The organism is Hydrogenophaga sp. (genome assembly GCF_030656115.1).
Lineage (GTDB): Bacteria > Pseudomonadota > Gammaproteobacteria > Burkholderiales > Burkholderiaceae_C > Hydrogenophaga.
In genome coordinates, this window is sequence record NZ_JAUSOO010000045.1 from 1 (window position 1) to 24,409 (window position 24,409).

Here is a 24,409-nt window from a genome sequence, read left to right on the forward strand (position 1 = left end):
TGTCCACCTCGTTATAGGTGGTCAGCATGGCGGCGGTGTTCTGCGCGTCTTTCAGGCGGCGGGCGATGGTGGCGCGCAGCCGGGTCATCTTGACCCGCTCTTCGCGGCTGGCGTCGTCGGTGTTGACCGGGCCGCGCGGAATCGAGGCCGGGGCAGGGGCGGGCGAGGCTGTGGGCGCAGTTGCGGCTTTGGCCACGTCTTCCTTCATCACGCGGCCGTCACGGCCAGAGCCCTGCACCTGATCGCGGGTAACGCCGGCTTCGGCCATGGCCTTCTTGGCGGATGGCGCGTCTTCGACGTCCTTGCGCTCGGTCAGGGTTTCCGGCCCTGCACCGGGCGAATTCACCGCCTCGGCGTCTTTGGCTTTCGGCTCGTCCTTGGCGGCGGGTGCGGCAGCGCCTTCGGAAATGATGCCAAGCCGGGCGTTGGCGGCCACGGTCGCGCCTTCGGGCGCCAGGATTTCGGCCAGCACACCAGAGGCCGGGGCCGGAACCTCGACCGACACCTTGTCGGTTTCAAGTTCGCACAGCATCTCGTCCTGCTTGACCACGTCGCCAACCTTTTTGAACCAGGTCGAAACGGTGGCCTCAGAGACCGATTCACCAAGGGCGGGAACCATTACGTCAGTCATCTTCGTCTTCCTCCACGCCACTTCGGGCGTTTTTGACAGGGGCTGGCGGGGCCGGGCGGCGGCCCCGCGGCGGTCAGTGTCGCGGTCAGAGTGTCAGGGCTTCGGATACCAGCGCATCCTGTTCCATCTTGTGCCGGCGGGCCAGACCCGTGGCGGGCGAGGCCGAGGCCGACCGGCCGACATAGCGAGCGCGGGACTGGGTGGCCCCGATCTTGGTCAGCACCCATTCGATATTGGGTTCGACAAAGCTCCAGTAGCCCTGGTTCTTTGGCTCTTCCTGACACCAGATGATTTCCGCCCCCTTGAACCGTTCCAGCTCCTTGGACATCGACTGCACCGGGAAGGGGTAGAACTGTTCCAGCCGCAGCAGATAGACATCATCCGCGCCGCGTTTGTCGCGTTCGGCAAGCAGGTCGTAGTAGACCTTGCCAGAGCAGATCACGACGCGCTTGATGTCGGCATCGGGTTTCAGCTCCAGCTCGGAATGGCCTTTTTGCGCATCATCCCACAGCACGCGGTGGAAATAAGACCCGGTGGTGAAATCGGCGGCATCCGACACGGCCATCGGGTGACGCAGCAGCGATTTCGGCGTCATCTTGATCAGCTGTTTGCGGAAACTGCGGTTGATCTGGCGGCGCAGGATGTGGAAATAGTTCGCCGGGGTCGAGACGTTTGCCACGATCCAGTTGTCATTTGCCGACATCTGCAGGAACCGCTCCGGCCGGGCCGAGGAATGCTCCGGCCCCTGACCCTCATAGCCATGCGGCAGCAGGCAGACGAGGCCCGACATCCGCAACCATTTGGATTCGCCCGAGTTGATGAACTGGTCAAACATGATCTGCGCGCCATTGGCGAAACCGCCGAACTGTGCTTCCCACAGGGTCAGCGCGTTGGGTTCTGACAGAGAATAGCCATATTCGAACCCCAGCACCGCATATTCAGACAGCATCGAGTCGATCACCTCATACCGCGACTGACCGGCGCGGATGTGGTTGAGCGGGTAGTAGCGTTCTTCCGAGCTCTGGTCGACCAGACCGGAATGCCGGTGGCTAAAGGTGCCGCGCGTACAGTCCTGACCGGACAGACGCACCGGGGTGCCTTCGGTCACGAGGCTGCCAAAGGCCAGCGCCTCGGCGGTGGCCCAGTCAAAGCCTTTGCCTTCGGCAAACATCTTGGCCTTGTTGTCCAGCAGGCGGCCCACGGTTTTGTGCAGGTCGAACGCCTCGGGCGGCGTGCTGAGGGCGACCCCGATTTCGGCCATGGTTTCGGGTTTGATCGCGGTTTCGCCGGCCTGATACTCCTCACGCTCACGCTCAAAGCCTGACCAGCGGCCATCAAGCCAGTCGGCCTTGTTCGGCTTGAAGCTTTTGCCCGAGTCGAACTCTTCGTTCAGGCGGGCCTGAAACGCGGCTTTCATATCCTCGATCTCGCCTTCGGGGATCAGCCCATCCTTGACCAGACGCTCGGTGTACAGCTGCAAAGTGGTCTTGTGCTTCTTGATCGCGGTATACATCGCCGGGTTGGTGAACATCGGCTCGTCGCCTTCGTTGTGACCAAAGCGGCGGTAGCAGAAGATATCCAGCACCACATCCTTGTGGAACTTCTGGCGGAATTCGATCGCCACCTTGGCGGCATGCACCACCGCTTCGGGATCGTCGCCGTTGACGTGGAAGATCGGCGCCTCGACCATCAGGGCGATGTCGGTCGGATAGGGCGACGAGCGGCTGAAGGCCGGCGCGGTGGTGAAACCGATCTGGTTGTTCACCACGATATGAATAGTGCCGCCGGTGCGGTGACCTTTCAGCCCGGACAGGCCAAAGCATTCGGCCACGACGCCCTGACCGGCAAAGGCCGCATCCCCGTGCAGCAGGATCGGCAGTACCATCGTGCGGTCGGTGTCGTTGAACTGATCCTGCTTGGCGCGGACCTTGCCCAGCACGACCGGGTTCACCGCCTCAAGGTGCGACGGGTTCGCGGTCAGCGACAGGTGGACCTTGTTGCCGTCAAACTCACGGTCCGACGAGGCGCCGAGGTGGTATTTCACATCGCCGGAGCCATCTACGTCTTCGGGCTTGTAGGAACCGCCCTGGAACTCGTGGAAAATGGCGCGGTAGGGTTTGCTCATCACATTGGCCAGAACCGACAGACGGCCCCGGTGTGGCATGCCGATCACCACCTCTTTCAAGCCCAACTGACCGCCGCGCTTGATGATCGCCTCCATCGCGGGGATCAGCGCTTCGCCGCCATCTAGGCCAAAGCGTTTGGTGCCCATGTATTTGACATGGAGGAATTTTTCAAAACCTTCGGCTTCGACCAGCTTGTTCAGAATGGCGCGGCGGCCTTCGCGGGTGAACTGGATCTCTTTGCCATAGCCTTCGATCCGCTCTTTCAGCCAGCTTGCCTGTTCCGGGTCGGAAATGTGCATGTATTGCAGCGCGAAGGTGCCGCAATAGGTGCGTTTGACGATATCCATGATCTGGCGCATCGACGCGACCTGAAGGCCCAGCACGTTGTCGATGAAAATCGGGCGGTCCATGTCGGCTTCGGTGAAGCCGTAAGAGCGCGGGTCCAGTTCCGGGTGCGGGGTCTGGTCGCGCATGTTCAGCGGATCGACATCGGCAATCAGGTGGCCGCGGATCCGGTAGGCGCGGATGATCATCAGGGCGCGGATAGAGTCGAGCACGGCGCGCTGCACTTCGGTATCCGACAGCGACACGCCTTTTTCGGCGGCTTTGGCTGCGATTTTGGTGGCGGCGGCGCGGCCTTCTTTCGCGGGGGCAGCCACCGGCCATTCGCCGGTCAAAGCACCGGTCAGGTCATCCGATGGCATCGGCGGCCAGTCGGCGCGGGCCCAGCTTGGCCCGGCAGCGGCTGCCTTGGCATCGGAGTCACTTTCGCCAAGGTCGCGGAAAAACGCGGCCCATTGCGCATCGACCGACGCGGGATCAGCGGCATGGCGGGCCTGCAACTGATCAATGTAATCGGCATTGGCCCCGTCAAGGAACGAGCCTGCGCGGAATTGGCTGTTGGGGGATTGCTCGGTCATGGAGTAACCTTATCTGGGTTGGGACCGTATCGGTTTTTTGAACCTGAGGGCAGGGCTGCGGACAAACCGCAGCCCCGGATCTTTTACTTGCCAAGGGCTTTCATCACGGCTTCGCCCAGCGTGGCCGGGCTGTCGGCCACGATGATGCCCGCGCTGCGCATGGCCTCGATCTTGCTTTCCGCGTCGCCCTTGCCACCGGCAACGATGGCACCGGCATGGCCCATGCGACGGCCCGGAGGGGCGGTGCGGCCGGCGATGAAACCAGCGGTCGGCTTCCAGCGGCCGCGTTTCTTTTCATCGGCCAGGAATTGTGCGGCCTCTTCTTCGGCCGAGCCGCCGATTTCGCCGATCATGATGATCGACTGGGTTTCCGGGTCGGCGAGGAACATTTCCAGCACGTCAAGGTGTTCGGTGCCCTTGATCGGGTCGCCGCCGATGCCGACAGCGGTGGACTGGCCGAGGCCCAGATCGGTGGTCTGCTTCACAGCCTCATAAGTCAGCGTGCCCGAGCGCGACACCACACCGACAGAACCGCGACGGTGGATGTGGCCCGGCATGATGCCGATCTTGCAGGCGTCAGGCGTGATGACGCCGGGGCAGTTCGGCCCGATCAGGCGGGATTTCGACCCTTGCAGCGCGCGCTTCACGCGCATCATGTCCAGCACCGGAATGCCCTCGGTGATGCAGACGATCAGCTCCATCTCGGCATCAATCGCCTCAAGGATCGAGTCGGCGGCAAAGGGTGGCGGCACATAGATGACAGAGGCATTGGCTTGGGTCATGGCCTTTGCTTCATGCACCGAATTGAATACCGGCAGGTTAAGATGGCTTGAGCCACCTTTGCCGGGGGTCACACCGCCGACCATCTTGGTGCCATAAGCGATGGCCTGTTCCGAATGGAACGTGCCCTGACTGCCTGTAAAGCCCTGGCAGATCACGCGGGTGTTTTCGTTGACGAGTACGGCCATCGTAGGCGTTCCTTCGGTTAGCGACGTAATGTCAGGGCCAGAATACCCGGCCCCATGATGAGTTATTCGGTTGCAAACCGGACACCGCTGTCGGTGTCCGATCCGCAGTTCGGGTCGTTGCCGCCCGAGGTGATGGTGATGCCGCGGCCATCGGCGAGACGCAGGAGCGTGCAGCCCATGTCGTCTTTTTCGTATTCGATCCCGGTCTGCCCTGCGCTTTGCAGCGTTGTGGCCAGAACCTCTGACGCGGTGGCGCTGTCGACCACCATGCTTTCGACATGGCAGAAGCTGCCGTCATCGGCCATGTAGGCAAAGCTTGCCTCGCCGGAGCCGGGGGCAAAGCTGATCAGCCCGTCCTCGCCCGGACCCGACGTCCAGCCGCTGTCGGCAAAGAGTGCGTCGACGATATCAGGATCGCCCTCGCCAAGCAGGCAGGCGACATAGCCTTCGACCAGTTGCCCGACCGGGTCGGCATCCTGTGCGGCACCGGAAACCGGGGCGAGCACAAGACCAAGGCCGAACAGGACGGGGGCGATGCGAGGGGACAAATCAGGTTCCTTTTGATGGCGGGTATGCAGCTGTCAACGCCGCAGACGGCTTGTCAGCCGGACAGCGCTGCAGTGGGGTTATCTGTAATCGCCGATCCCGTGGTCGGGACAGGAGATGGCGATGCCGCCCGTCGGAACCTTGCCCGACCGCGCCCAATCAGACTGTTCCTGACAGACCGGGGCGTGGTTGGTGTGGTTGTCCGGCGTGACAACCGCAGCGCCGCAGGCGGCCAGCAGAGTCATACCGGCAAGGCCGGAAACGAGCGATATGCGCATGAGATTTACCCTTTCACCGCTTTGACAATCTTCTCCGCCGCATCCGACAGGTTGTCAGCGGCAATCACGTTCAGGCCGGAATTGCGGATGATGTCCTTGCCCAGTTCCACGTTGGTCCCTTCAAGCCGGACAACCAGCGGCACCTTCAGGCCGACTTCCTTGACTGCCGCAATCACGCCTTCGGCGATGATGTCACAGCGCATGATGCCGCCGAAGATGTTGACCAGAATGCCTTTGACGTTCGGGTCCGAGGTGATGATCTTGAACGCCTCGGTTACTTTTTCCTTGGTGGCACCGCCGCCAACGTCGAGGAAGTTCGCGGGTTCCGCACCATAAAGCTTGATGATGTCCATCGTCGCCATGGCGAGGCCGGCGCCGTTGACCATGCAGCCGATTTCGCCATCCAGAGCGATGTAGTTCAGGTCGAACTTCGACGCGGCCAGTTCCTTCGGATCTTCTTCCGACTCGTCGCGCAGGGCGGCGATATCGGGGTGGCGGTACATGGCGTTGCCGTCGAACGCCATTTTGGCATCCAAAAGCTTCATGTTGCCGTCTTTCATGACGACCAGCGGGTTGATCTCCAGCATGTCCATGTCTTTTTCGACGAACAGCCGGTATAGGTTCTTCACGATCTGGCCGCACTGCTTGATCTGGTTGCCGGTCAGGCCCAGAGCAAAGGCCACACGGCGGCCGTGGTAGTCGGAATAGCCGGCTGCCGGATCGACGGTAAAGGACAGGATCTTTTCGGGCGTGTCATGCGCCACGTCTTCGATGCTCATCCCGCCTTCGGTCGAGCAGACGATGGAAATACGGCTCGACTGACGGTCGATCAGCAGGGCAAGATACAGCTCGCGTTCAATGTCGGAACCGTCTTCGATGTAGATCCGGTTGACCTGTTTGCCCTCTTCGCCGGTTTGCACGGTCACAAGGGTGCGGCCCAGCATCTGGCGGGCGAATTCGGCGGCTTCTTCCACCGAGCGGGCCAGGCGGACGCCGCCCTTTTCCCCGGCTGCAGGCTCGATGAACGAGCCTTTGCCACGGCCACCGGCGTGGATCTGCGCCTTCACGACCCATACGGGGCCGCCCAGCTTTTGAGCGGCTTCCACCGCTTCTTGCACCGTAAACGCCGCGATGCCGCGGGGCACTGGCACACCAAATTGGCGCAAGATTTCCTTGCCTTGGTACTCGTGAATCTTCATGAGGTCTCTCTCAGGAATGGATGAAAGGGTCAACGACCAACCAGAGGCGGCCGAAAATCGGGCGCTGGGAACAGCAACCAGAGAATGTATCATGCTGCAACGCACCAATGGCATGCATTGCAACGCGCAACGTAATGCATAATTATATTGATGCATCTCTGAACCCAAACTGACAAGGCAAACAGCGTCATGGCCAAAGTCTTCATTGACGGCGAAGCAGGCACCACCGGACTGCAGATTCGCGAACGTCTGCACAACATGCCGGGTGTTGACGTCGTCAGCATTGCGCCCGAACGGCGCAAGGACCCGGCCGCCAAGCGCGACCTGATGGCGCAGGTGGATCTGGTCATTTTGTGTTTGCACGACGACGCGGCCATCGAATCGGTGGCCATGATCGACAGCCTGCCGGGCTTCAAGCCGCGCATCATCGACGCGTCCACCGCGCACCGCTGCGCACCCGACTGGGTGTTTGGCTTCCCCGAACTCTGTGCGGGCCAGCGCGAAGCGGTGGTGAACGCGGCTCGGGTGGCCAATCCGGGCTGTTACGCCACCGGCGCCATTGCCCTGATTCGCCCGCTGGTGGACGCGGGCCTGATTCCCGCCGATCACCCGCTGGCGCTGCCCGCGGTGAGCGGTTATTCGGGCGGCGGCCGCACCATGATCGAGGCCTACGAAAAAGGCGAAGCACCCTTGTTTGAAGCCTACGCGCTGGGCCTGAGCCACAAGCATCTGCCTGAAATTTTGCGCTACACCGGCCTGTCACGCCGCCCGGTGTTCGTGCCTTCGGTGGGCAATTTCCGCCAAGGCATGCTGGTGCAATTGCCGCTGCACCTGGACTTGCTGCCAGGTCAACCCACAGCGGCTGACCTGCACAACGCACTGGCAGCGCACTACGCGCCCAGCGCAGTGGCCGGCGGCTGGGTCAGCGTGGAACCCGCCACCGACAGCGGCAAACTCGACGCCACCGCACTCAACGACACCAACAAACTGGAGTTGCGTGTGTTTGGCAACGACAGCCACCAGCACGCCGTGCTGATCGCCCGCCTGGACAACCTGGGCAAGGGTGCCAGCGGCGCGGCGGTGCAAAATCTGCAGCTGATGCTGGGTCTGTAAACGGGTACTGCACCGCCTGACCGGGGTGCCATTGCCAGGGAGCAACCTCAGTGATCGTCGTCACAGCCGCTGACCACGCGGCGAATGGCATCGCCACCAAAACCGCGTGAAGCCAGAAAGCGCATCTGCTTGCCGCGCTCGGCGGCATCGGCAGGGGGGTCGCCAAATTTCTTGCGCCACACCTCACGGGCGCGCTCCACTTCAGAGCCTTGCAAGTCGGCCACCGCCTGCGCCACCGCATCGGGGCTGAGGCCTTTGGCTTGCAGCTCCTGGCGCACCCGGGCGGCGCCCATTTTTGCAGCGCGCCGGTGCACCACCGATTCGAGAACGCGCTGCTCGTTGATAAAGCCTTTGGCCTCCAGGTCATCCAGCGCCCGCGCCAGTTCGCCAGGTTCGGTTTCGTGGGGGCGCAGCTTGCGCTCCAACTCAGCGCGCGAATGCTCGCGGCCACTCAGCAAGCGCAGCGCGCGCCCTTTGAGCGAAATGTGATCAAAAGCCATGGTGGGGAAGACCGCCTGCGCCGAGACTCAGGCGGTGTTTCTGGGGGCCGTTATTCGGCTGCCGGGGTGACTGGCTCGGACTTTCCGGCCGCTTTGTCGACTTTCGCGGCTTTGTCGGCCTTGACCGCTTTGCCGCTTTTGCCCTGAGCGGTTTCATCCACCGGCAACAGGGGCACACCCAGTGCGGCGCGCACTTTGTTTTCGATCTCGACGCGCAAGTCGGGGTTTTCGCGCAGGAATTCGCGTGAGTTGTCGCGGCCCTGGCCGATTTTTTCACCGTTGTAGGCGTACCAGGCGCCGGACTTTTCGATCACCTTGTTGTTGGCGGCCAAGTCCAGAATTTCGCCTTCACGGCTGATGCCTTCACCAAAGAGGATGTCGAATTCGGCGGTCTTGAATGGGGGCGCAACCTTGTTCTTCACCACCTTGACCTTGGTTTCGTTGCCAATGGCGTCTTCACCCTTTTTGATGGTGCCGGTGCGGCGGATGTCCAGGCGCACCGAAGCGTAAAACTTGAGTGCGTTGCCGCCGGTGGTGGTTTCGGGGCTGCCGAACATGACGCCGATCTTCATGCGGATCTGGTTGATGAAGATGACCATGCAGTTGGTCTTCTTGATGTGGGCGGTGAGCTTGCGCAGTGCTTGGCTCATCAGGCGGGCCTGCAGGCCCGGCAGGCTGTCGCCCATTTCGCCTTCGAGTTCGGCTTTGGGCGTGAGCGCCGCCACCGAGTCGACCACGATCAGATCCACTGCGCCAGAGCGCACCAGGCTGTCCACGATTTCCAGGGCTTGCTCGCCGGTGTCGGGCTGGGAGATCAGCAGGTCTTGCAGGTTCACGCCGAGCTTCTGGGCGTATTGGATGTCCAGCGCATGTTCGGCGTCGACAAAGGCGCAGGTGCCGGCGAGCTTTTGCATTTCGGCAATGACTTGCAGCGTCAGCGTGGTCTTGCCCGACGATTCCGGGCCGTAGATTTCGATCACCCGGCCGCGTGGCAATCCACCAACCCCCAGGGCAATGTCCAGACCCAGCGAGCCGGTGGAGACGACCTGGATGTCTTCAATGACTTCACCCTCGCCCAGCCGCATGATGGTGCCTTTGCCGAACTGCTTTTCGATCTGGGCCAGCGCGACTTGCAAGGCCTTGGCTTTTTCGCTGTTGAGGGGGTTGGGTTTGACGGCTGCGTCCATTTTGGGCTCCTGAGCGGGTAAGTGGGTGTTCGCTTCCAGTTTGTTTTGCTGTCTACAGGCTGGCGGCTTGAGCGGCAGTTTACAGCCAAGTAAAATGAAAATGCCGTGTTTTATGGTCAGTTTGCCTTACTATATAGCCCAGCCGCACTGCTGCGTGCCGCACCCCAAAATATCAAGTTTGGCGATCTGGAGCCGCTGGTTTTGCGGTGCCGCACGCAGCCCACGCCTCTAGCAAAGAACCCGATCGATGACCGAAGCTCCGTCTCTTGCTGTACCCGACGACCGCTGGCGCAGCGGCCACCTGGGGCGCCTGATGGGCCAAGCCCTGCGCCGCTTTGATGAGCGGGTGTTGCACCTCATGGCCCACAACGCGGAGGTGCCGCTGGCCCTGTCCAACCTCGCTGCGCGTGCGCAGATTGGGGCAGCCCACGTTCACATCACACGCCACCTGGGCCTGAACGGGTCACGCCTGACCGATCTGGCGCAACAAGCGGGTATGAGCAAGCAGGCCATGAGCGACTTGGTGACGCAGTGCGATGCCTGGGGTCTGGTGCGGCGCGAGCCCGATCCGCTGGACGCGCGGGCTCGGCGCATCGTTTTCACCGAAACCGGCCTCTTGTGGCTGGAGGCCTTTCGCCAAGCGGTGGCGCAAGCGGAGCGCGAGTTTCGGGCGCAGGTGGGCGCCGACGTGGCCACGGTGGTGACACTGGGTCTGGAGGCGTACGGATCGGAGGCAGTGGATGGGCGCCGGCACACCACGACACGGTGAAACCCCGGGGGTCTGCAGGCGCCCAAGGGCGAATCGGCGGCCTAAAATGCAAGCTTTGGTATGGGTCTTGGCTGTGCGACGTTTGCGTTCTACACGGGACCTGTCCGATTCAAGAAAAAATGGCCACGCCAGCCCAGAGGAGACACCCATGCGCATCTTGATTGCCGAAGACGACCAGGTTCTGGCCGATGGCCTGTTGCGCAGTCTGCGCGCCGCCGGGGCCGCTGTGGACCATGTGGCCAGTGGCAGCGAGGCCGATGCCGCGCTGATGACGAACAACGAGTTTGACCTGTTGATTTTGGACCTGGGCCTGCCCAGGCTGCACGGGCTGGAGGTGCTCAAGCGGCTGCGTTCACGCGGCTCGTCGCTGCCAGTGCTGATCCTCACAGCCGCCGACAGCGTTGAAGAACGTGTGAAGGGGCTGGACTACGGCGCCGACGACTACATGGCCAAGCCGTTTTCGCTGCAGGAACTCGAAGCCCGGGTGCGCGCGCTCTCACGTCGGGGCATGGGCGGCAGCACCAACACCATCAAGCACGGCCCGCTGGAATACGACCAGGCCGGACGCGTGGCCACCATTGAGGGCCGCATGGTGGAGCTCTCAGCCCGCGAACTCGGCCTGCTGGAGGTGTTGCTGCAACGCGCCGGGCGCCTGGTGAGCAAGGACCAGTTGGTGGAACGCCTGTGCGAATGGGGCGAAGAAGTGAGCAACAACGCCATCGAGGTCTACATCCATCGCTTGCGTAAGAAGATAGAGAAGGGGCCGATCCGCATTGCCACGGTGCGCGGTCTCGGCTACTGCCTTGAGAAGATTTGACCCCCTGCGTTGGGGGTTGGGACGGCCATTCAGCGCGGCCGCCATTCGCTCGGCAACCCTGCCCTAGTCTGCATGTCCGACCTCCCAAAACACGACAACAGCCCGATGTCGTTCGGGCTCTTCCAGCGCGAGCAGCGCAGCCTGTTTGGCGAGATTCTGGACTGGATGCTCACACCGCTGCTGCTGCTGTGGCCGCTGTCGCTGGCGCTGACCTGGTTTGTGGCGCAAGGCATTGCCAGCAAGCCGTTTGACCGCGCGCTGGAATTCAACCTGCAGGCGCTGACCCAGTTTGTGGAAAGTCAGGACGGCAAAGTGAGCTTCACGCTCACGCCCCAGGCGCGCGACTTGCTGCGGGCCGACGACAGCGACTTGGTGTATTACCAAGTGGTGGACCCGCGCGGCGAGCTGATCAGCGGCGAAAGCGACTTTCCGCTGCCGCGCGACAACGAAACCCCCGAGCCGGGCCGGGTGCTGATGCGCGACGACTGGGTGCGCGGTGACGAGGTGCGGGTGGCCTACACCTGGCTCTCACGCGGCAACGGCACGCAGCGGCTGGTGCTGATGCAAATGGCCGAAACCAAGGGCAAGCGCTCGACCCTGGCGACCGAAATCATCAAGGGCGTGATGGTGCCGCAGTTCGTCATCTTGCCGCTGGCGGTGCTGCTGGTGTGGCTGGCGCTGGTGCGCGGCATTCGGCCGCTGAACGAGCTGGAGCAGCGCATTCGCGCCCGCAAACCCGACGACCTGAGCCCGATTGAAGAGTCGTTCATTCCGCAAGAGGTGGCGCCGCTGGTGTCGTCCATCAACGACCTGCTGACCCGGTTGAAAACCTCGCTGACCACGCAAAAACGTTTTCTGGCCGATGCCGCACACCAGCTGAAAACGCCGCTGGCCGGGCTGCGCATGCAGGCCGAACTGGCGCAGCGAGAAACCGATCCGGTGGAAATTCGCGGCTCGCTGCAGCAGATCGCCCGCTCCAGCGCCCGCGCCACCCACACCGTGAACCAGCTGCTGGCCCTGGCGCGCGCCGAGACCACGGGTCGTACGCTGCCCAGCGCCCGGATCGACCTGGCCAAGCTGGTCATGGGTGTGGTGCAAGACTCGGTGCCGCGCGCGCTGGAGCACGGCACCGACCTGGGCTACGAAGGCCCGGACAGCGTGCCGCCCGATTGCCTGATGGACGGCAACCCCACGTTGTTGCAGGAAATGGTGCGCAACCTGGTGGACAACGCCATCAACTATTCGGGCCGCAGCGGTGTGGTCACCGTGCGGGTGCTGCTGGACCGCTTCAGCGGCGTTCAGATTTTGCAGGTGGAAGACAACGGCCCGGGCATTCCCGCCAACGAGCGCGACCTGGTGCTGCAGCCGTTTTACCGCGCGCTGGGCACCAACGTGGACGGCTCGGGCCTGGGCCTGGCCATCGTGCATGAAATTGCCCAGCAGCACGGCGCCAGTGTGTCCATGGACGATGCCCACCCCGACCAAGCCAACCGCGGCCTGCTGGCTTCGGTGCGCTTTGCACCCACCCAGCCGCCGCAGGAATAGGCCGCCGACACCGGGCGGGCCAGCGGCCGGGGCGCAGCAAGCCCCGGGAGGTCGATTTACCCCTGGTACACGTTGAGCTGCAAGCGCTCGCGTTCCACCGCACGCGCCACAGCGGGCAGGGCGGCAAAGCGTTGGGCCAGGTCCCAGGTGGCGGGAAAGTCGGTGGGGTTGATGCCGGCGTAGCCACCCCAGCGCAGCAGCGTGAGGGCGTAGGCGTCCAGCGCGCCGGGCTGTTCACCGGTCATCCAGGGCGCGGCTTGTGCGGCCAGGGCTTCAATCTCGCCCAGCAACTCCCGGTAACGCTCGATGGCAAAACCGCGAATGGCCTTTTGGGCGGCTTCGTCGTCGGTGAACTTCTGCGGCATGAACACGTGGGTGAAGGTGGGGTGCACCGTGTTGTTCATCCAGGTGAGGGTTTGCAGGGCGCGGGTGCGCGCCATGCCGCTGGCGGGCAAGATGCCAGCCTCGGGGAACTGGGCGTCCAGGTGCAGCAAGATGGTCACGATCTGGGTGACGACCTCGCCGCCGTCCACCAGCACCGGCACCTGGCCGCGCGGGTTGAGGGCGAGGTATTCGGGCGAACGCTGCTCGCCTTTGTGCAGCTTGACGCTGACGGGCTCGAAGGCGGCACCGGCGAGTTCCAGCATGGCGTGGGGCACAAACGAGCAGGCGCCGGGCGCAAAAAACAGTTTGAGGGTCATACAAGTCTCCTGTGGGGGGTGGTTACAACGGGTCAACGGTCACAAGGCGGCACGTCAGCTCAGGTGCTTGCCGACAATGCCCGCGAGTTCAAACATGGTGATTTGCATCTTGCCAAACACAGGGAGGAGCTTTGAATCGGCATTGATGCTGCGCTTGTTGGTGGCATCTTGCAGGCCATTGGCTTTGATGTAGTCCCAGAGCTTTTTGATGACCTCGGTGCGCGCCACCGGCTCTGGCCCAATCACGGCGGCCAGCGCTTCGCTGGGCTTGGACCCCGCACCGGTTGCCGTTTTGCGCGGCGCCTTGGGCGTTTTCACGGCGGCGGTTTTGCTGGCGGGCGCTTTCTTGGCGGCGGCCGTTTTGGCTGGCGCAGCCTTTTTGGCCGGCGCGGTTTTGGCGGCTGCGCCTGCGGCGGTTTTGCGCGGTGGGAATTTGGAGGGCGCGAACTCAAAGTTCACTTTGCCAGCTTCCTTGTCCCAGGCCAGGAAGGCCTTGAACGCGCGGCGTGTGCGCATGGACACGAACTTGTCGAGCAGGTCGGTTTTGCCGCTGGTCAGCAGCTTGTGCATTTGCTCGCGCGCCACCGGTTGCTGCAAGATGATCTTGCCGCTCTTGAAGTCGCAGCTGGGCGTGGGCTGGGCGGCGGTGGGCACGGCGTGGCTGCACACATAGTTGGCGCCGTGTTCAAACACCGGGCTGCCGCACTTGGGGCAGGCGCCCAGCGACTCGCTGTCGGCAAAGTCCACCAGCTCGCCGGTTTCTTCGCCCTTTTTGTCGTCGCCAAAGTCGAATTCAAGCTTCCAGTTCTGCTCTTCTTCGTTGAACTTGATCACGATCTCGGCCACAAAGGGCCAGCCCGCCTTGGAGCGAAACCCTTCCAGCGGGCCAATTTTTTGGGTGGCCAGCAGCTGTTCGGCTTCTTCGGGCTCAAAGGTGCGGCCCGCCGGCGATTTGCCGAACGAGAAGCCGCAGCCGTCGCTGTGGCCGTCGGTGCCGGTGCAGGTGTAGCGGCGGTAGTTTTCCTTCACCACGCCCCCGCAGTTGGGGCAAGGGGTTTGCAGCGTGGCGTAGTTGCCGGGAATGGTGTCGCGGTCGTATTCCTTGGCTTTTTTGACCATGTGTTCGGTCATCTGCGCAATGTCGGCCATGAAGGCGCGGCGGCTGAGCTGGCCTTTCTCCATCTGCGCCAGCTTGTATTCCCACTCGCCGGTCAGCTCGGCCTTGGACAGCTCTTCCACGCCCAGGCCGCGCAGCAGCGTCATGAGCTGGAACGCTTTGGCGGTGGGAATGATCTCGCGGCCTTCGCGCACGATGTATTTTTCGGTCAGCAGCCCTTCAATGGTGGCCGCGCGCGTGGCGGGCGTGCCCAGGCCTTTTTCCTGCATGGCCTCGCGCAGCTCGTCGTCGTCGATGGTCTTGCCAGCCCCTTCCATGGCGCCCAGCAGCGTGGCTTCTGAATAACGCGCAGGCGGCTTGGTTTTCAGGCCCTTGGGCTCGACGCTATCGGTGCGCACGGTTTCACCCGGCCGCACAGGCACCAGGTTCTGGCCCTTGTCGCCTTCCTTGGCGTCGGTCACGTCTTCGGCGGCTTCTTTGCCGTACACAGCCATCCAGCCCGGCTTGACGAGCACCTTGCCTTCGGACTTGAAGTGGTGGCCAGCGGGCACTGCAGGCACCGCCACCGTGGTGATACGGGTGGTGACCGTGAATTCTGCGCTGGGGAAAAACACCGCCAGAAAGCGGCGCACCACCAGGTCGTAGAGTTTTTGTTCGGCGTCGCTCAGGCCGCTGGGCGCTTGCAGCGTGGGGATGATGGCGAAGTGGTCGCTGACCTTGCTGTTGTCAAAAATGCGCTTGCTGGGCCGGATGTAGCCGTTGTTCAGCGCGGTGAGCGCGTGCGGCGCCAGGTGCTTCATGCCGCTGTTGGCCAGCATCTCAAAGGTCTGCTTGACCGTGGGCAAATAGTCCTCGGGCAGGGCACGCGAATCGGTACGCGGGTAGGTCAGGGCCTTGTGGCGCTCGTACAGGCTTTGCGCCAGTTGCAGCGTGGTCTTGGCCGAAAAGCCGAAGCGGCCGTTGGCCTCGCGCTGCAAGCTGGTCAGGTCGTACAGCAAACCGCTGGCCTGCGTGGTGGGCTTGCTCTCTTCTTTCACCGTGGCGGGCTGACCGCGCACGGCGTCGGCAATGGCCTGCGCGACAGCGGCGTTCCACACCCGGTCGGCGCGCAGTTCGGCATCGGCGTCCTCGCCGCTGGGTTTCTTGAAGGCGGGGTCGAACCACTTGCCCGGATACAGGCCCGCTTCGGCCTGGAAGGCGGCGTGGATTTCCCAGTAATCGCGGCTGCGGTGGGCGCGGATTTTTTCTTCACGCTCGACCACGATGGACAGCGTGGGCGTCTGCACCCGGCCTACCGTGGTGAGGAAGAAGCCGCCGTCGCGCGAGTTGAAGGCGGTCATGGCGCGGGTGCCATTGATACCGACCATCCAGTCGGCCTCGGAGCGGCTGCGCGCGGCATCGGCCAGGCCTTGCATTTGTGCGTCGCTCTTCAGGTGATCGAAGCCGTCGCGAATGGCCGCTGGCGTCATGGACTGCAGCCACAGCCGCTGCACCGGCTTTCCCAGGCTTTGGTACTGGCCGTTTTTCTGGCCACCCGCGTACTGCTCGATCAGGCGAAAGATCAGCTCGCCCTCGCGGCCCGCGTCGCAGGCGTTGATGAGGCGGCCCACGTCTTTGCGCTTGGCCAGCTTGACCACCGCGCTCAGGCGCGCCTTGGTTTTGTCGATGGGTTTGAGGTCAAAGTACGGCGGCAACACCGGCAAATGGGCAAAGCTCCATTTGCCGCGCTTGACATCGAATTCTTCCGGCGCGGCAATTTCCACCAGGTGGCCCACGGCGGAGGTGACCACGTAGCGCTCGTTCTCAAAATGGTCATCGTGTTTGTCGAACTTGCCCACGGTCGGGGTAAGTGCGCGCACGATGTCTTGGGCCACGGATGGCTTCTCGGCAATGACCAGGGTTTTCATCTCTACAATCGGATTTCGCGCGTACACACGCGCACACATGGGTACGCACACACTCGCGCGCACCTGCATGAATCAACCTTACCAAAAATTTTGGCCGTGACGAAAAGCCCCCGCCCGACGCTCTCGCCCGCCCAAAATACCGCTGCGTCCGCCAGCCCGGCGCGCAACGTGGCCACCACCCGGCGCATCCAGACCCGCCGCTCGGGCGTGCACGGCAAAGGGGTTTACGCCGTGGTGGACCTGGCCGAGGGGGAGCTGCTGATTGAATACACGGGCGAGATCATCACCTGGAACGAGGCGCTCAAGCGCCACCCGCACGACCCCACCGACCCGAACCACACGTTCTATTTCCACATCGACGACCAGCATGTGATCGACGCCAAGTTCGGCGGCAACTCCTCGCGCTGGATCAACCACAGCTGCGCCCCCAACTGCGAAGCCGAGATCGATGGTGGGCGGGTGCTCATCCGGGCGCTGCGCGCCATTGCGGCCGGTGAAGAGCTGTTTTACGACTACGGCCTGGTGATTGACGAGCCCTATACCCCCAAGCTGAAGGCGCAGTACCCCTGCTGGTGCGGCACGCCGCAGTGCCGGGGCACGCTGCTGGCCAAGAAGAAACGATGACCTCGCTGCTGCCGCGCTTTGCGCCCATGTCCGACCTGCTCGCCCACGCTGAAGGCCTTTGGCAGGCCATCGTCCCTGACTTGCCGGGTTTTACCGTCGAGGTGCTGCCCAGCATCGACTCGACCAACACCGAACTGATGCGCCGGGCGCGCGCGGGCCTGATGGAGCCGGTGCTGCTGGCGGCGGACGAGCAAACCGCCGGACGCGGGCGTCTGGGCAAGGGCTGGCACAGCCGGGCCGGGCAGTCGCTCACGTTTTCACTCGCGCTCCCGATGGCCCCGACCGACTGGTCGGGCCTGTCGCTGGCGGTGGGTGTGAGTTTGGCGCACAGCCTGCACCCCGAGGTGCGCCTGAAATGGCCCAACGACCTGTGGTTGCACCAGCGCAAGCTGGGTGGCATTTTGGTGGAAACGGCGGGCACCGGTGGCGCGGCGGTCCGCGAGCGGCTGGTGGTGGTGGGCGTGGGCATCAACATTGCGCGGCCCGAGGCGGCTGCGGTGGCCGCGCAGGCCGCCAGCCCGGTGGCCGCCATGGCACCGGCGGGGCTGTCCGAGGTGCTGGTGGGCGTGACGGCGGGTGAGGTGTTGGCGCGGGTGGCACCGGCGTTGGTGCGCGACCTGCTGGCGTTTGAGTCGCAAGGTTTTGCCGCGTTTGCGCAGCGGTTTGCCCGGCTTGATGCGCTGCAAGGTTGTGGGGTGCAGTTGTCCGACGGTACCCAAGGCACGGCCTGCGGGGTGGACACCACGGGCGCGCTGCAGGTACTGACCGAGCAGGGTATGCGGGCCATCACCAGCACCGAAGTGAGTGTGCGGCCATGCTGAGGTGGTTGGTTGCGTTGCTGTTGCTGGCCAATGCAGGCTATTTTGCTTGGACCCAGGGTTATCTGGCTCCGCTGGGTCTGGCGATTCACGAAGAGCGCGAGCCCCAGCGGCTGCAGGCCCAGATCAAACCCGACACCCTTCGGCTGTTGAACGCGCCGAGCCCGGCGAGCGAGTCGCCGACAACCAGCCCCAGCCCGAAACCCAGCGCAGCGGTAACACCCACACCGGCCCCTGAAGCGGAGCAGACCACGGAGCTGAAACCACCGAAGACGCCACCACCAGCACCGCCAGTACCGCCCGCTGCGCCCCCAGCGCCCCTCCCCGCACCGCTCGTGGCAGACGCCCGCGCTTGCTGGTTGGCGGGCAGTTTCACCGAGCGGCAAGCCGACAGCCTGCGTGCAGCCCTGACGCTGCTGGACCTGCCGCGCGGCAGCTGGCAACTGAACGAAAGCCGAAGCGGCGGCCGCTGGATCGTCTACATGGGTCGCTACGACAACGCGGCGCAGGTCGAGCGCAAGAAAGCCGAGTTGCGCGAATTGAATGTGGCGTTCCGCGACGTGACATCGCCGGGTCTGAGCCCCGGGCTGGCGCTGGGCACCTATTCCAGCGAGACCGCTGCTGAGCAAGCGATCCAGATTGCTGCGCGCTCGGGCGTGCGAACCGCACGCGTGGTCCAGGAAAGGGCCGAATCGACCAGCTTCAACCTGCGTTTGCCCAATGCCACACCCGCCCAGCGCAACGCGGTGGCTGGCTTGGGTGCTGCGCTGGCGGGCAAGCCGCTTCGCCCTTGCAACTGAACCCGAAAACCACGCAGCGAGCGCATACAAGGCAGGTCGTTAAACCACCGGGTTGCGTCGCACCGCCCACCCTGTGGTCAGCACCCAGATCCACAGAGCCAGGGCCCAAGGCCAGCCGGTGGCACCACCACCGCCGGATACCACCGGTGCGACGGCCGCCACGGACACCTGGTCGCGGCCCGTGCGACCCTCGCTGTCGGTCACGGTCAGCTGAAACACATAGTTCGCCCCGGCTGACGCGAGCGTCACGCTGGCCAGTGCCGCTTCGGGCGATGCGATCGGCACGGCTGGACCCTCCAATTGCTGCCAAGCGTAGTGGACGATGGTGGCGCTGGGAATGGGCACGCTCTGGCGCCCATCCAGCGCCACCGTCGCACCAGGCACCGCGGTGGCCACCGGCGCAATGACCGCAGCAGGGCCCTGAGCCAAGCGCAGGGCCAGACCGGCGTCGAGCAGCCCGGAACCGCACGTGTCCGTGGTGCAGTGGCAGACGGACTGACTCAGGCGGTTGTTGCTGCAGGTGGGGTAGGCCGGCACCCGGGCAACGGACGACCAGGGGCGCACACCGGTGCGCATGCGCTCCATCAACTGGGCTGGGGAGAGCGCGGGGTTGAGCGAGAGCATGAGCGTGGCCACGCCCACCGCCAGCGGGGCTGAAAAGCTGGTGCCTTGCAGGGTTCCGTAGTGGTCTTGCGCGGGTACGGCGGTGGTAAGCCCCGAGTTGGCAGTGGAATACAGCAGCACCTGCTCACCCTCCGATCCACCTGGCGCCATCAGCCCCAACTGGGGGCCGAAGCTGGAGTAGTCGGTCTTCAAACCATCCTGGCGAACCGCACCCACCGACAGCACCCGCTGGCAATCGGCCGGACGCTTCAGCTGGCTGTTGTCATTTCCGCCTGCCACCACCACCAAGGCCCCCCTGGCGGTCACGTCATCAATGGCCGACTGGTACAGCGTGTTGCTGGCGCAGGGAACATCACCACCGAAGCTCAGGTTGATGACCCGGGCCGGGTTCGGGTTGGCCGGTACCCCGGTCACCGGCAGTCCCGCCGCCCAGCGCATGCCGTCGAGCAAGTCGCTCAACAGGGCGCCGCATTTGCCCGAGACACGCACCGGCAGCACTTTGTTGGCCCAGTTGATGCCTGCAATGCCCAGGCCGTTGTTGGAAATGGCACCGATCTGACCTGCGATGAAGGTGCCGTGCCAGGAACTGGGGGCCACGTCACACAGCCCGGCGTCCACCATTTGCTGAACGGCCGAGGCATTGCCCCTGCGTGTGACCCAGTCGCCCGGGTCGGTCGGGTCGGCGTCGCGGCCGCTGCCGTCGCCCGCCAACTCCACCTCGCTCACAAAGTCGTAGCCGGCCCAGGTTCGCCCTACCAGATCGGGGTGCGGCAAGATACCGGTGTCGAGCACCGCTGCGGTGATGCCCGCGCTGCCGGTGGTCAGCGCCCAGGCCGGGGGCATGTTGATGGCCGATATGCCGCCCACCGCTGGCGTCTGAAGGTGCCATTGTTCGGCGTAACCGGGGTCGTTCGGGGTGGCTTGCAGCCTTTTGAGCAGCACATTGGGTTCCACCCAGGCCACATCGGGGTGCAAGCGGGCCCGGCGCAACGCATCTTGCAGGGCCTGGCCACGGATGGGACGATCAAAGCGCAGCAACTGGGCATTGCCGGCATCGCCCACGCTGTGCAGGGGCAGGCCTGCCTCGCTGGCCATCTGCTTCAGACGCTCACGAGCGCGCTGCGCCTTCTGTTCCCATGCCGTTTGCGCGAGCACCGGATTGTCGCGCCCCGCAGCCAGGACCGTTTCAAGGCTCGCTGGGTCATCTGGGTTGGACCGAAAGCCCACGATCAAGCCCAGCGCGGTGGTTTCCAGGGTTTGGACCGGTTGGGCATGAAGGGGCCACGCCACGGCCGCACCGGTCAGCAGAAAGGCCGAGAATATTCGCCAGCAAATGGTTTTCATGGAAGGCGTTTTAGCACGGAAAACCGAACAAAAACAGGTGAGAGGCAGGCTTGTCAAGGCGGTTCAATTGGGCGTTTTCAAACGGTCCGTGAAAACGAAACAGGTTGACTCGGCATCACCAGCAGGCACCGTTGCCCCACAGCATGTAGTCACCGGCAAACAAGGCCCGATCAAACAGCACAAAGCTGTCGTTGGCCTTCTGTGCGGCGGGCAGCATATTGGCTGTTTCCAGGGCCACAACCGTGCCTGGCGAGGATGGCTCGGTGCCAACGCCGCCGGTGCTTGTTTGAAAACTTTGTTGGTTGGTCGTTGCAGGCATCCATCCTGGTTGAACACCGAGCCTGCTGAGAAGGACTGTTGATGCCGGACTTCAAGGAAGGGCGGTCCCTTGGGAGACATCTCATCCTTTCGGATGGACGCGGCCCTCAGCGGAAACGCTTTTCCCGGTACAGCCCCTGGTAGGCCATCCCCAGCAGACCGCCCAGCAACAAACCACTCACCAGCCCCGCAAGCGTGCCGCCCATGAGCATGAAGACCAAGGCCAGCAATCCGGCTCCCACACCAGGGCGCACCAGCAGGTACAGCCAACCCCGCCGGCGTGCAATCTGGCGGGCCAGGGATTCACTCTCCAGACTGCAGTGCTTGCACATGCGTGACGCACTCACACGCCCGCAATGAGGACAAAACATTTTTTCCAACCCTTCGGTAATTGATCCGGCGTGATGAAGTTTCAAGCGGAAGATGCGACACGCCGATCCTGACAATGTGCAGGGACACACGGCACTGTAGGGTGGGGCGAGCCAGCGGAAGATGTCTCATCCATTCGGACGAGCCCGGCGCACTGTGTGCCGCCCACCGCACAATGCGCCTGTGACGTCACACCGGCAGCACCCGGCTTCTTCTTCCGTTGACAGACACCGCCATGCATGTTTCAGACACCTCTGCCATCCGTTGCAAGCGCGTCTTGCTGGTGGATGACCACGCCCTGTTCCGGGGCGGCATGGCGTTGCTGGTGATGAACCACCCACTGGTCAGGGAGGTGCAGGAGGCGGGCAACGTGGTCGAAGCCCTGACGCATGCGGGCGGTGCGGTTCATCTGGTTCTGCTCGACCACTACATGCCCGGAGTCACCGGCATCAACGGCATCAAAACATTGCGCATGGCCTTTCCCGATGCGGTGGTGGCCATCGTGTCGGGCAGCACCAGTCCGCAGGATGTGGCCCTGGCGCGGGACAACGGTGCGGACGGCTTCGTTGCCAAGACCACCGGATCCCATGAAATTCAGACCGCTTTGTCCGCCCTGCTGCGCGGGCAGCGCTGGTTTCCGGACGAAATCCCGACCACCGAGCCCTGGCCCGATGCACGTGTCGCGCTCACGGCCAAGCAGGTGGAGGTGCTGGCGCTGCTGGCCGAGGGGCTGAGCAACCGCGCCATCGGCAAGCGCATGGCGGTGTCGGAAAACACGGTGCGCTCGCACGTGTCTGCCGTGCTGTTTCAGCTGCGCGTGAACAGCCGTGCCGAGGCAACGGTGGTGGCCCGCAGGCTGGGGCTGATCCAGTGAAGCGCGTGCCCGATGCCGCTACGGCCGCCCTGATGCCCTACCGGTTCGAGTCGGACCGTTACCTGGATGTGCAGGTCCAGCTCATCGAAACCCAGATGGGGAGTGCGTTTTTCGGGTCGTGGGTGGGGGCAGCACTCATGGCGCTCATCTTCCACATGGTGGATGCGCTGCCTTTGTGGGGCGTGTGGTTCGGTGCGTATTCGGTGTATCTGCTGGCGGTGTTCATGGCTTACCGCACGGGGTGGGTGCGGCACAGGCTGTCGCCGCGGGAGCGCGCATGGCTGATGATGGGCGTGATGAGTCTCATCGGCGCGTTCTGGGGCGTCACCACCTGGATGGTCCAGAGCGCGGGCGGCGACCTGTCTACCCTGTTTCTGATCGGCTGTGTGGTGGCGGGCGTGTCTGCCGCGGCGATGGGGTTTTGCAACTCCTGCTGGCCGGTGAGTGCCGCCCACTACCTGACGGTGGTGCCGCTGATCAATGTGGGCTTCTTCCTGCACGGAGGCCCGCATGCCACGGTCTTTACCGTGTTCTCGCTGGTGTACCTGCTGTTTCTGTTGAAGTTTTCGAGTGTGGCGGAGGTGTCGGCCAAGCAGTCCATCCGGCTGCGTTTTGAAAATACCGAGCTGGTGGAGCGTCTGCGCCAACAGACGGCACAAGCCGATGAAGCGCGGACTCAGGCTGAGGCGGCCAGGGCGCAGGCCGAAGCGGCCAGCACGGACAAGTCGCGCTTCATGGCCGCCGCCAGCCATGACCTGCGCCAGCCCATCCATGCCCTGGGGCTGTTTCTGGAGGCACTGGGTGTGACCCCCCTGACCGACAGGCAACGCGGTATTTTCGAGAACGCTGTGGCGGCCTGGGAGGCCTCGCGCAGCATGCTGGGTACCTTGCTCGACTATTCGCGACTGGATGCCGGTGTGGTGCATTTCGCGCCGCGCAACTTCTCGCTTCAGGCCGTGCTGGCCGAGCTGGGCCGGGAATATGCCCCGCAGGCCGAGAACAAGAACCTGGTGTTTCGCCTGCGCGATACCTGCCTGGCGGCTTGCTCGGACCCGGCACTGGTGTCGCTCATCGTGCGCAACCTCATGGCCAATGCCGTGCGCTACACCGAGCACGGTGGCATTCTGGTGGGGGTGCGCAAGCGGGGCCCGAGCCTGGTGGTTGAAGTGTGGGATACCGGCATCGGCATCCATGCCGACAACCAACAGCGCATCTTCAAGGAGTTTTTTCAGTTGGACAACCTGGAGCGCGACCACACCAAAGGCCTGGGGCTGGGGTTGGCGATTGTGCAGGGGCTGAGCCGTGTCATTGGTGCCCGTGTGGGCGTGTATTCGGTGGTCGGGCGTGGCAGCGTGTTCCGGCTGGAGCTGCCCCTGGCCGTGGGTGCCGTGGTGGACGCGCAAGGGCTTGACCGCCGCCAGTTGCCGCGTGTGCAGGGGCTGCGCGTTCTGGTGGTGGATGACGAGCAGGCGGTACGCGACTCCATGCAGCAATTGCTCACCCTCTGGGGCTGCGAATGCACGGTGGCGGCCAACCTGCACGACACCTTGACACGGAACTTCGATCGGCCCCCTCAGGCGGTCGTGACGGATTACAGGTTGCAAAACGGCGTCACCGGCAAGGATGTGATTCAGGCACTGCGCCAGCGTTGGGGGCCTGCACTGCATTGCGTGATCGTGACGGGTGACACCGCCCCTGACCGCCTGCGCGATGCCGTCGATACCGGCGCGGTGCTGTTGCACAAACCGCTGACAGCCAACCAACTGCTGCATGCCCTTGTTGTATGAAGGCGGCATTCAGCATCTCCCAGCCCGCGCAGCGGGTTCGCCGACGGCCCGAGTTCACCATCGGTCCACATGCGCAGTTTCACGCCGAGTTCACCAGCGAAAAAGCGCCCGAAGGCGCTTTTTTTGAATAGAGCAGACAACCGCTTACTGGGCGACCACGCGCACCATTTCCAGGCACTTGTTGGAGTAGCCCCACTCGTTGTCGTACCAGGCCACCACCTTCACGAAGGTGCTGTCCAGCGCGATGCCAGCGTCGGCGTCGAACACGCTGGTGCAGGTCTCGCCACGGAAGTCGGTCGCCACCACCTTGTCGGTGGTGTAGCCCAGCACGCCCTTCAGGGCGCCTTCGCTCTGGGCCTTCATCTCGGCGCAGATCTCGGCGTAAGTGGCTTCGCTGTTGAGTTCCACCGTCAGGTCGATCACCGACACGTCAGAAGTGGGCACGCGAAAGCTCATGCCGGTGAGCTTTTTGTTCAGCTCAGGAATGACCACGCCCACGGCCTTGGCGGCGCCGGTGCTGCTGGGGA

21 protein-coding genes and 1 pseudogene are annotated in these 24,409 nt (G+C 63.8%); 9 read left to right on the top strand and 13 right to left on the bottom strand.

Annotation, left to right across the window (positions count from 1 at the left end; all coding sequences use genetic code 11):
- The 6 genes from Q7J58_RS06315 to sucC all read right to left on the bottom strand — a co-directional run.
- The coding region (locus Q7J58_RS06315) for a biotin/lipoyl-containing protein (protein WP_304825002.1) at positions 1-631 on the bottom strand (631 nt) is incomplete at its 3' end.
- Between the two features lie 85 nt (positions 632-716).
- On the bottom strand, positions 717-3,677 hold the full coding sequence (locus Q7J58_RS06320; RefSeq protein ID WP_304825005.1) for a 2-oxoglutarate dehydrogenase E1 component: 2,961 nt from the start codon (positions 3,675-3,677) through the stop codon (positions 717-719).
- An 83-nt stretch (positions 3,678-3,760) separates the two neighbouring features.
- Positions 3,761-4,645, bottom strand: coding sequence for a succinate--CoA ligase subunit alpha (gene sucD, locus Q7J58_RS06325; RefSeq protein ID WP_118156019.1), 885 nt, complete (start codon positions 4,643-4,645; stop codon positions 3,761-3,763).
- A 62-nt stretch (positions 4,646-4,707) separates the two neighbouring features.
- Positions 4,708-5,193, bottom strand: coding sequence for a hypothetical protein (locus tag Q7J58_RS06330; RefSeq protein ID WP_304825010.1), 486 nt, complete (start codon positions 5,191-5,193; stop codon positions 4,708-4,710).
- Positions 5,194-5,271: 78 nt separating this feature from the next.
- Positions 5,272-5,469, bottom strand: a complete 198-nt coding sequence (locus Q7J58_RS06335; protein WP_304825012.1) for a hypothetical protein — start codon at positions 5,467-5,469, stop codon at positions 5,272-5,274.
- 5 nt (positions 5,470-5,474) lie between these two features.
- On the bottom strand, positions 5,475-6,668 hold the full coding sequence (sucC, locus tag Q7J58_RS06340; RefSeq protein WP_304825015.1) for an ADP-forming succinate--CoA ligase subunit beta: 1,194 nt from the start codon (positions 6,666-6,668) through the stop codon (positions 5,475-5,477).
- Positions 6,669-6,857: 189 nt separating this feature from the next.
- On the opposite strand from sucC, the gene argC reads away from it, so the two are divergent.
- A complete protein-coding gene (argC, locus tag Q7J58_RS06345) occupies positions 6,858-7,781 on the top strand; it encodes an N-acetyl-gamma-glutamyl-phosphate reductase (RefSeq protein WP_304825018.1) in 924 nt (307 codons plus the stop codon).
- A 47-nt stretch (positions 7,782-7,828) separates the two neighbouring features.
- Here the strand turns inward: argC and recX are convergent, their stop codons facing one another.
- Together recX and recA are read right to left on the bottom strand one after the other, a co-directional pair.
- The gene (gene recX / locus Q7J58_RS06350; RefSeq protein WP_304825021.1) at positions 7,829-8,281 is read right to left on the bottom strand and encodes a recombination regulator RecX; all 453 of its coding nucleotides are present in this window, start codon (positions 8,279-8,281) and stop codon (positions 7,829-7,831) included.
- Between the two features lie 50 nt (positions 8,282-8,331).
- Positions 8,332-9,468: a recombinase RecA gene (gene recA, locus Q7J58_RS06355; protein ID WP_304825023.1), complete on the bottom strand. Its 1,137-nt coding sequence runs from the start codon at positions 9,466-9,468 to the stop codon at positions 8,332-8,334.
- Positions 9,469-9,715: 247 nt separating this feature from the next.
- On the opposite strand from recA, the gene Q7J58_RS06360 reads away from it, so the two are divergent.
- The 3 genes from Q7J58_RS06360 (at position 9,716) to Q7J58_RS06370 (ending at position 12,599) form a co-directional block, all read left to right on the top strand.
- The gene (locus tag Q7J58_RS06360; RefSeq protein WP_304825026.1) at positions 9,716-10,237 is read left to right on the top strand and encodes a MarR family transcriptional regulator; all 522 of its coding nucleotides are present in this window, start codon (positions 9,716-9,718) and stop codon (positions 10,235-10,237) included.
- Positions 10,238-10,385: 148 nt separating this feature from the next.
- Complete coding sequence (locus tag Q7J58_RS06365; protein WP_304825028.1) at positions 10,386-11,054, top strand: response regulator transcription factor; 669 nt, start codon at positions 10,386-10,388, stop codon at positions 11,052-11,054.
- Positions 11,055-11,126: 72 nt separating this feature from the next.
- The gene (locus Q7J58_RS06370) at positions 11,127-12,599 is read left to right on the top strand and encodes a sensor histidine kinase (protein WP_304825031.1); all 1,473 of its coding nucleotides are present in this window, start codon (positions 11,127-11,129) and stop codon (positions 12,597-12,599) included.
- A gap of 56 nt (positions 12,600-12,655) precedes the next feature.
- Here the strand turns inward: Q7J58_RS06370 and Q7J58_RS06375 are convergent, their stop codons facing one another.
- On the bottom strand, positions 12,656-13,300 hold the full coding sequence (locus Q7J58_RS06375; RefSeq protein ID WP_304825034.1) for a glutathione S-transferase family protein: 645 nt from the start codon (positions 13,298-13,300) through the stop codon (positions 12,656-12,658).
- Between the two features lie 54 nt (positions 13,301-13,354).
- On the bottom strand, positions 13,355-16,324 hold the full coding sequence (locus Q7J58_RS06380) for a DNA topoisomerase III (RefSeq protein ID WP_304825037.1): 2,970 nt from the start codon (positions 16,322-16,324) through the stop codon (positions 13,355-13,357).
- Between the two features lie 96 nt (positions 16,325-16,420).
- Here Q7J58_RS06380 and Q7J58_RS06385 point away from each other — a divergent pair, with 96 nt between their 5' ends.
- From Q7J58_RS06385 to Q7J58_RS06395, 3 genes are read left to right on the top strand one after another with little or no spacing between them, the layout of a single operon-like run.
- Complete coding sequence (locus Q7J58_RS06385) at positions 16,421-16,948, top strand: SET domain-containing protein-lysine N-methyltransferase (protein ID WP_304825039.1); 528 nt, start codon at positions 16,421-16,423, stop codon at positions 16,946-16,948.
- Positions 16,945-17,769, top strand: coding sequence for a biotin--[acetyl-CoA-carboxylase] ligase (locus Q7J58_RS06390; RefSeq protein WP_304825042.1), 825 nt, complete (start codon positions 16,945-16,947; stop codon positions 17,767-17,769). Before Q7J58_RS06385 ends, Q7J58_RS06390 begins: the two co-directional genes overlap by 4 nt.
- The gene (locus Q7J58_RS06395) at positions 17,763-18,566 is read left to right on the top strand and encodes an SPOR domain-containing protein (protein WP_304825045.1); all 804 of its coding nucleotides are present in this window, start codon (positions 17,763-17,765) and stop codon (positions 18,564-18,566) included. The genes Q7J58_RS06390 and Q7J58_RS06395 overlap by 7 nt, the downstream gene beginning before the upstream one ends.
- 39 nt (positions 18,567-18,605) lie before the next feature.
- Here Q7J58_RS06395 and Q7J58_RS06400 read toward each other — a convergent pair whose 3' ends face one another.
- Positions 18,606-20,534 carry a S8 family serine peptidase gene (locus Q7J58_RS06400; RefSeq protein WP_304825047.1) on the bottom strand — a complete coding sequence of 643 codons (1,929 nt, stop codon included), beginning with the start codon at positions 20,532-20,534 and terminating at the stop codon, positions 18,606-18,608.
- Between the two features lie 425 nt (positions 20,535-20,959).
- The gene (locus Q7J58_RS06405; RefSeq protein ID WP_304825049.1) at positions 20,960-21,184 is read right to left on the bottom strand and encodes a hypothetical protein; all 225 of its coding nucleotides are present in this window, start codon (positions 21,182-21,184) and stop codon (positions 20,960-20,962) included.
- A 272-nt stretch (positions 21,185-21,456) separates the two neighbouring features.
- Between Q7J58_RS06405 and Q7J58_RS06410 the strand changes: the two genes are divergently transcribed.
- Complete coding sequence (locus tag Q7J58_RS06410) at positions 21,457-22,095, top strand: response regulator transcription factor (protein ID WP_304825051.1); 639 nt, start codon at positions 21,457-21,459, stop codon at positions 22,093-22,095.
- Between the two features lie 5 nt (positions 22,096-22,100).
- Complete coding sequence (locus tag Q7J58_RS06415) at positions 22,101-23,882, top strand: hybrid sensor histidine kinase/response regulator (protein WP_304825053.1); 1,782 nt, start codon at positions 22,101-22,103, stop codon at positions 23,880-23,882.
- A gap of 144 nt (positions 23,883-24,026) precedes the next feature.
- Here the strand turns inward: Q7J58_RS06415 and Q7J58_RS06420 are convergent.
- Positions 24,027-24,409 (bottom strand): annotated as a pseudogene (locus Q7J58_RS06420) (type I glyceraldehyde-3-phosphate dehydrogenase); the annotation flags it as partial.

Excerpts from the sequence above, each read along its gene's own strand:
- recA (WP_304825023.1), bottom strand. The coding sequence starts at position 9,468 with ATGGACGCAGCCGTCAAACCCAACCCCCTCAACAGCGAAAAAGCCAAG.
- Q7J58_RS06320 (WP_304825005.1), bottom strand. The coding sequence starts at position 3,677 with ATGACCGAGCAATCCCCCAACAGCCAATTCCGCGCAGGCTCGTTCCTT.
- sucD (WP_118156019.1), bottom strand. The coding sequence starts at position 4,645 with ATGGCCGTACTCGTCAACGAAAACACCCGCGTGATCTGCCAGGGCTTT.
- Q7J58_RS06380 (WP_304825037.1), bottom strand. The coding sequence starts at position 16,324 with ATGAAAACCCTGGTCATTGCCGAGAAGCCATCCGTGGCCCAAGACATC.
- sucC (WP_304825015.1), bottom strand. The coding sequence starts at position 6,668 with ATGAAGATTCACGAGTACCAAGGCAAGGAAATCTTGCGCCAATTTGGT.
- Q7J58_RS06405 (WP_304825049.1), bottom strand. The coding sequence starts at position 21,184 with ATGTGCAAGCACTGCAGTCTGGAGAGTGAATCCCTGGCCCGCCAGATT.
- Q7J58_RS06375 (WP_304825034.1), bottom strand. The coding sequence starts at position 13,300 with ATGACCCTCAAACTGTTTTTTGCGCCCGGCGCCTGCTCGTTTGTGCCC.
- Q7J58_RS06370 (WP_304825031.1), top strand. The coding sequence starts at position 11,127 with ATGTCCGACCTCCCAAAACACGACAACAGCCCGATGTCGTTCGGGCTC.
- Q7J58_RS06365 (WP_304825028.1), top strand. The coding sequence starts at position 10,386 with ATGCGCATCTTGATTGCCGAAGACGACCAGGTTCTGGCCGATGGCCTG.
- recX (WP_304825021.1), bottom strand. The coding sequence starts at position 8,281 with ATGGCTTTTGATCACATTTCGCTCAAAGGGCGCGCGCTGCGCTTGCTG.
- Q7J58_RS06395 (WP_304825045.1), top strand. The coding sequence starts at position 17,763 with ATGCTGAGGTGGTTGGTTGCGTTGCTGTTGCTGGCCAATGCAGGCTAT.
- Q7J58_RS06335 (WP_304825012.1), bottom strand. The coding sequence starts at position 5,469 with ATGCGCATATCGCTCGTTTCCGGCCTTGCCGGTATGACTCTGCTGGCC.
- Q7J58_RS06390 (WP_304825042.1), top strand. The coding sequence starts at position 16,945 with ATGACCTCGCTGCTGCCGCGCTTTGCGCCCATGTCCGACCTGCTCGCC.
- Q7J58_RS06360 (WP_304825026.1), top strand. The coding sequence starts at position 9,716 with ATGACCGAAGCTCCGTCTCTTGCTGTACCCGACGACCGCTGGCGCAGC.
- Q7J58_RS06400 (WP_304825047.1), bottom strand. The coding sequence starts at position 20,534 with ATGAAAACCATTTGCTGGCGAATATTCTCGGCCTTTCTGCTGACCGGT.
- argC (WP_304825018.1), top strand. The coding sequence starts at position 6,858 with ATGGCCAAAGTCTTCATTGACGGCGAAGCAGGCACCACCGGACTGCAG.
- Q7J58_RS06410 (WP_304825051.1), top strand. The coding sequence starts at position 21,457 with ATGCATGTTTCAGACACCTCTGCCATCCGTTGCAAGCGCGTCTTGCTG.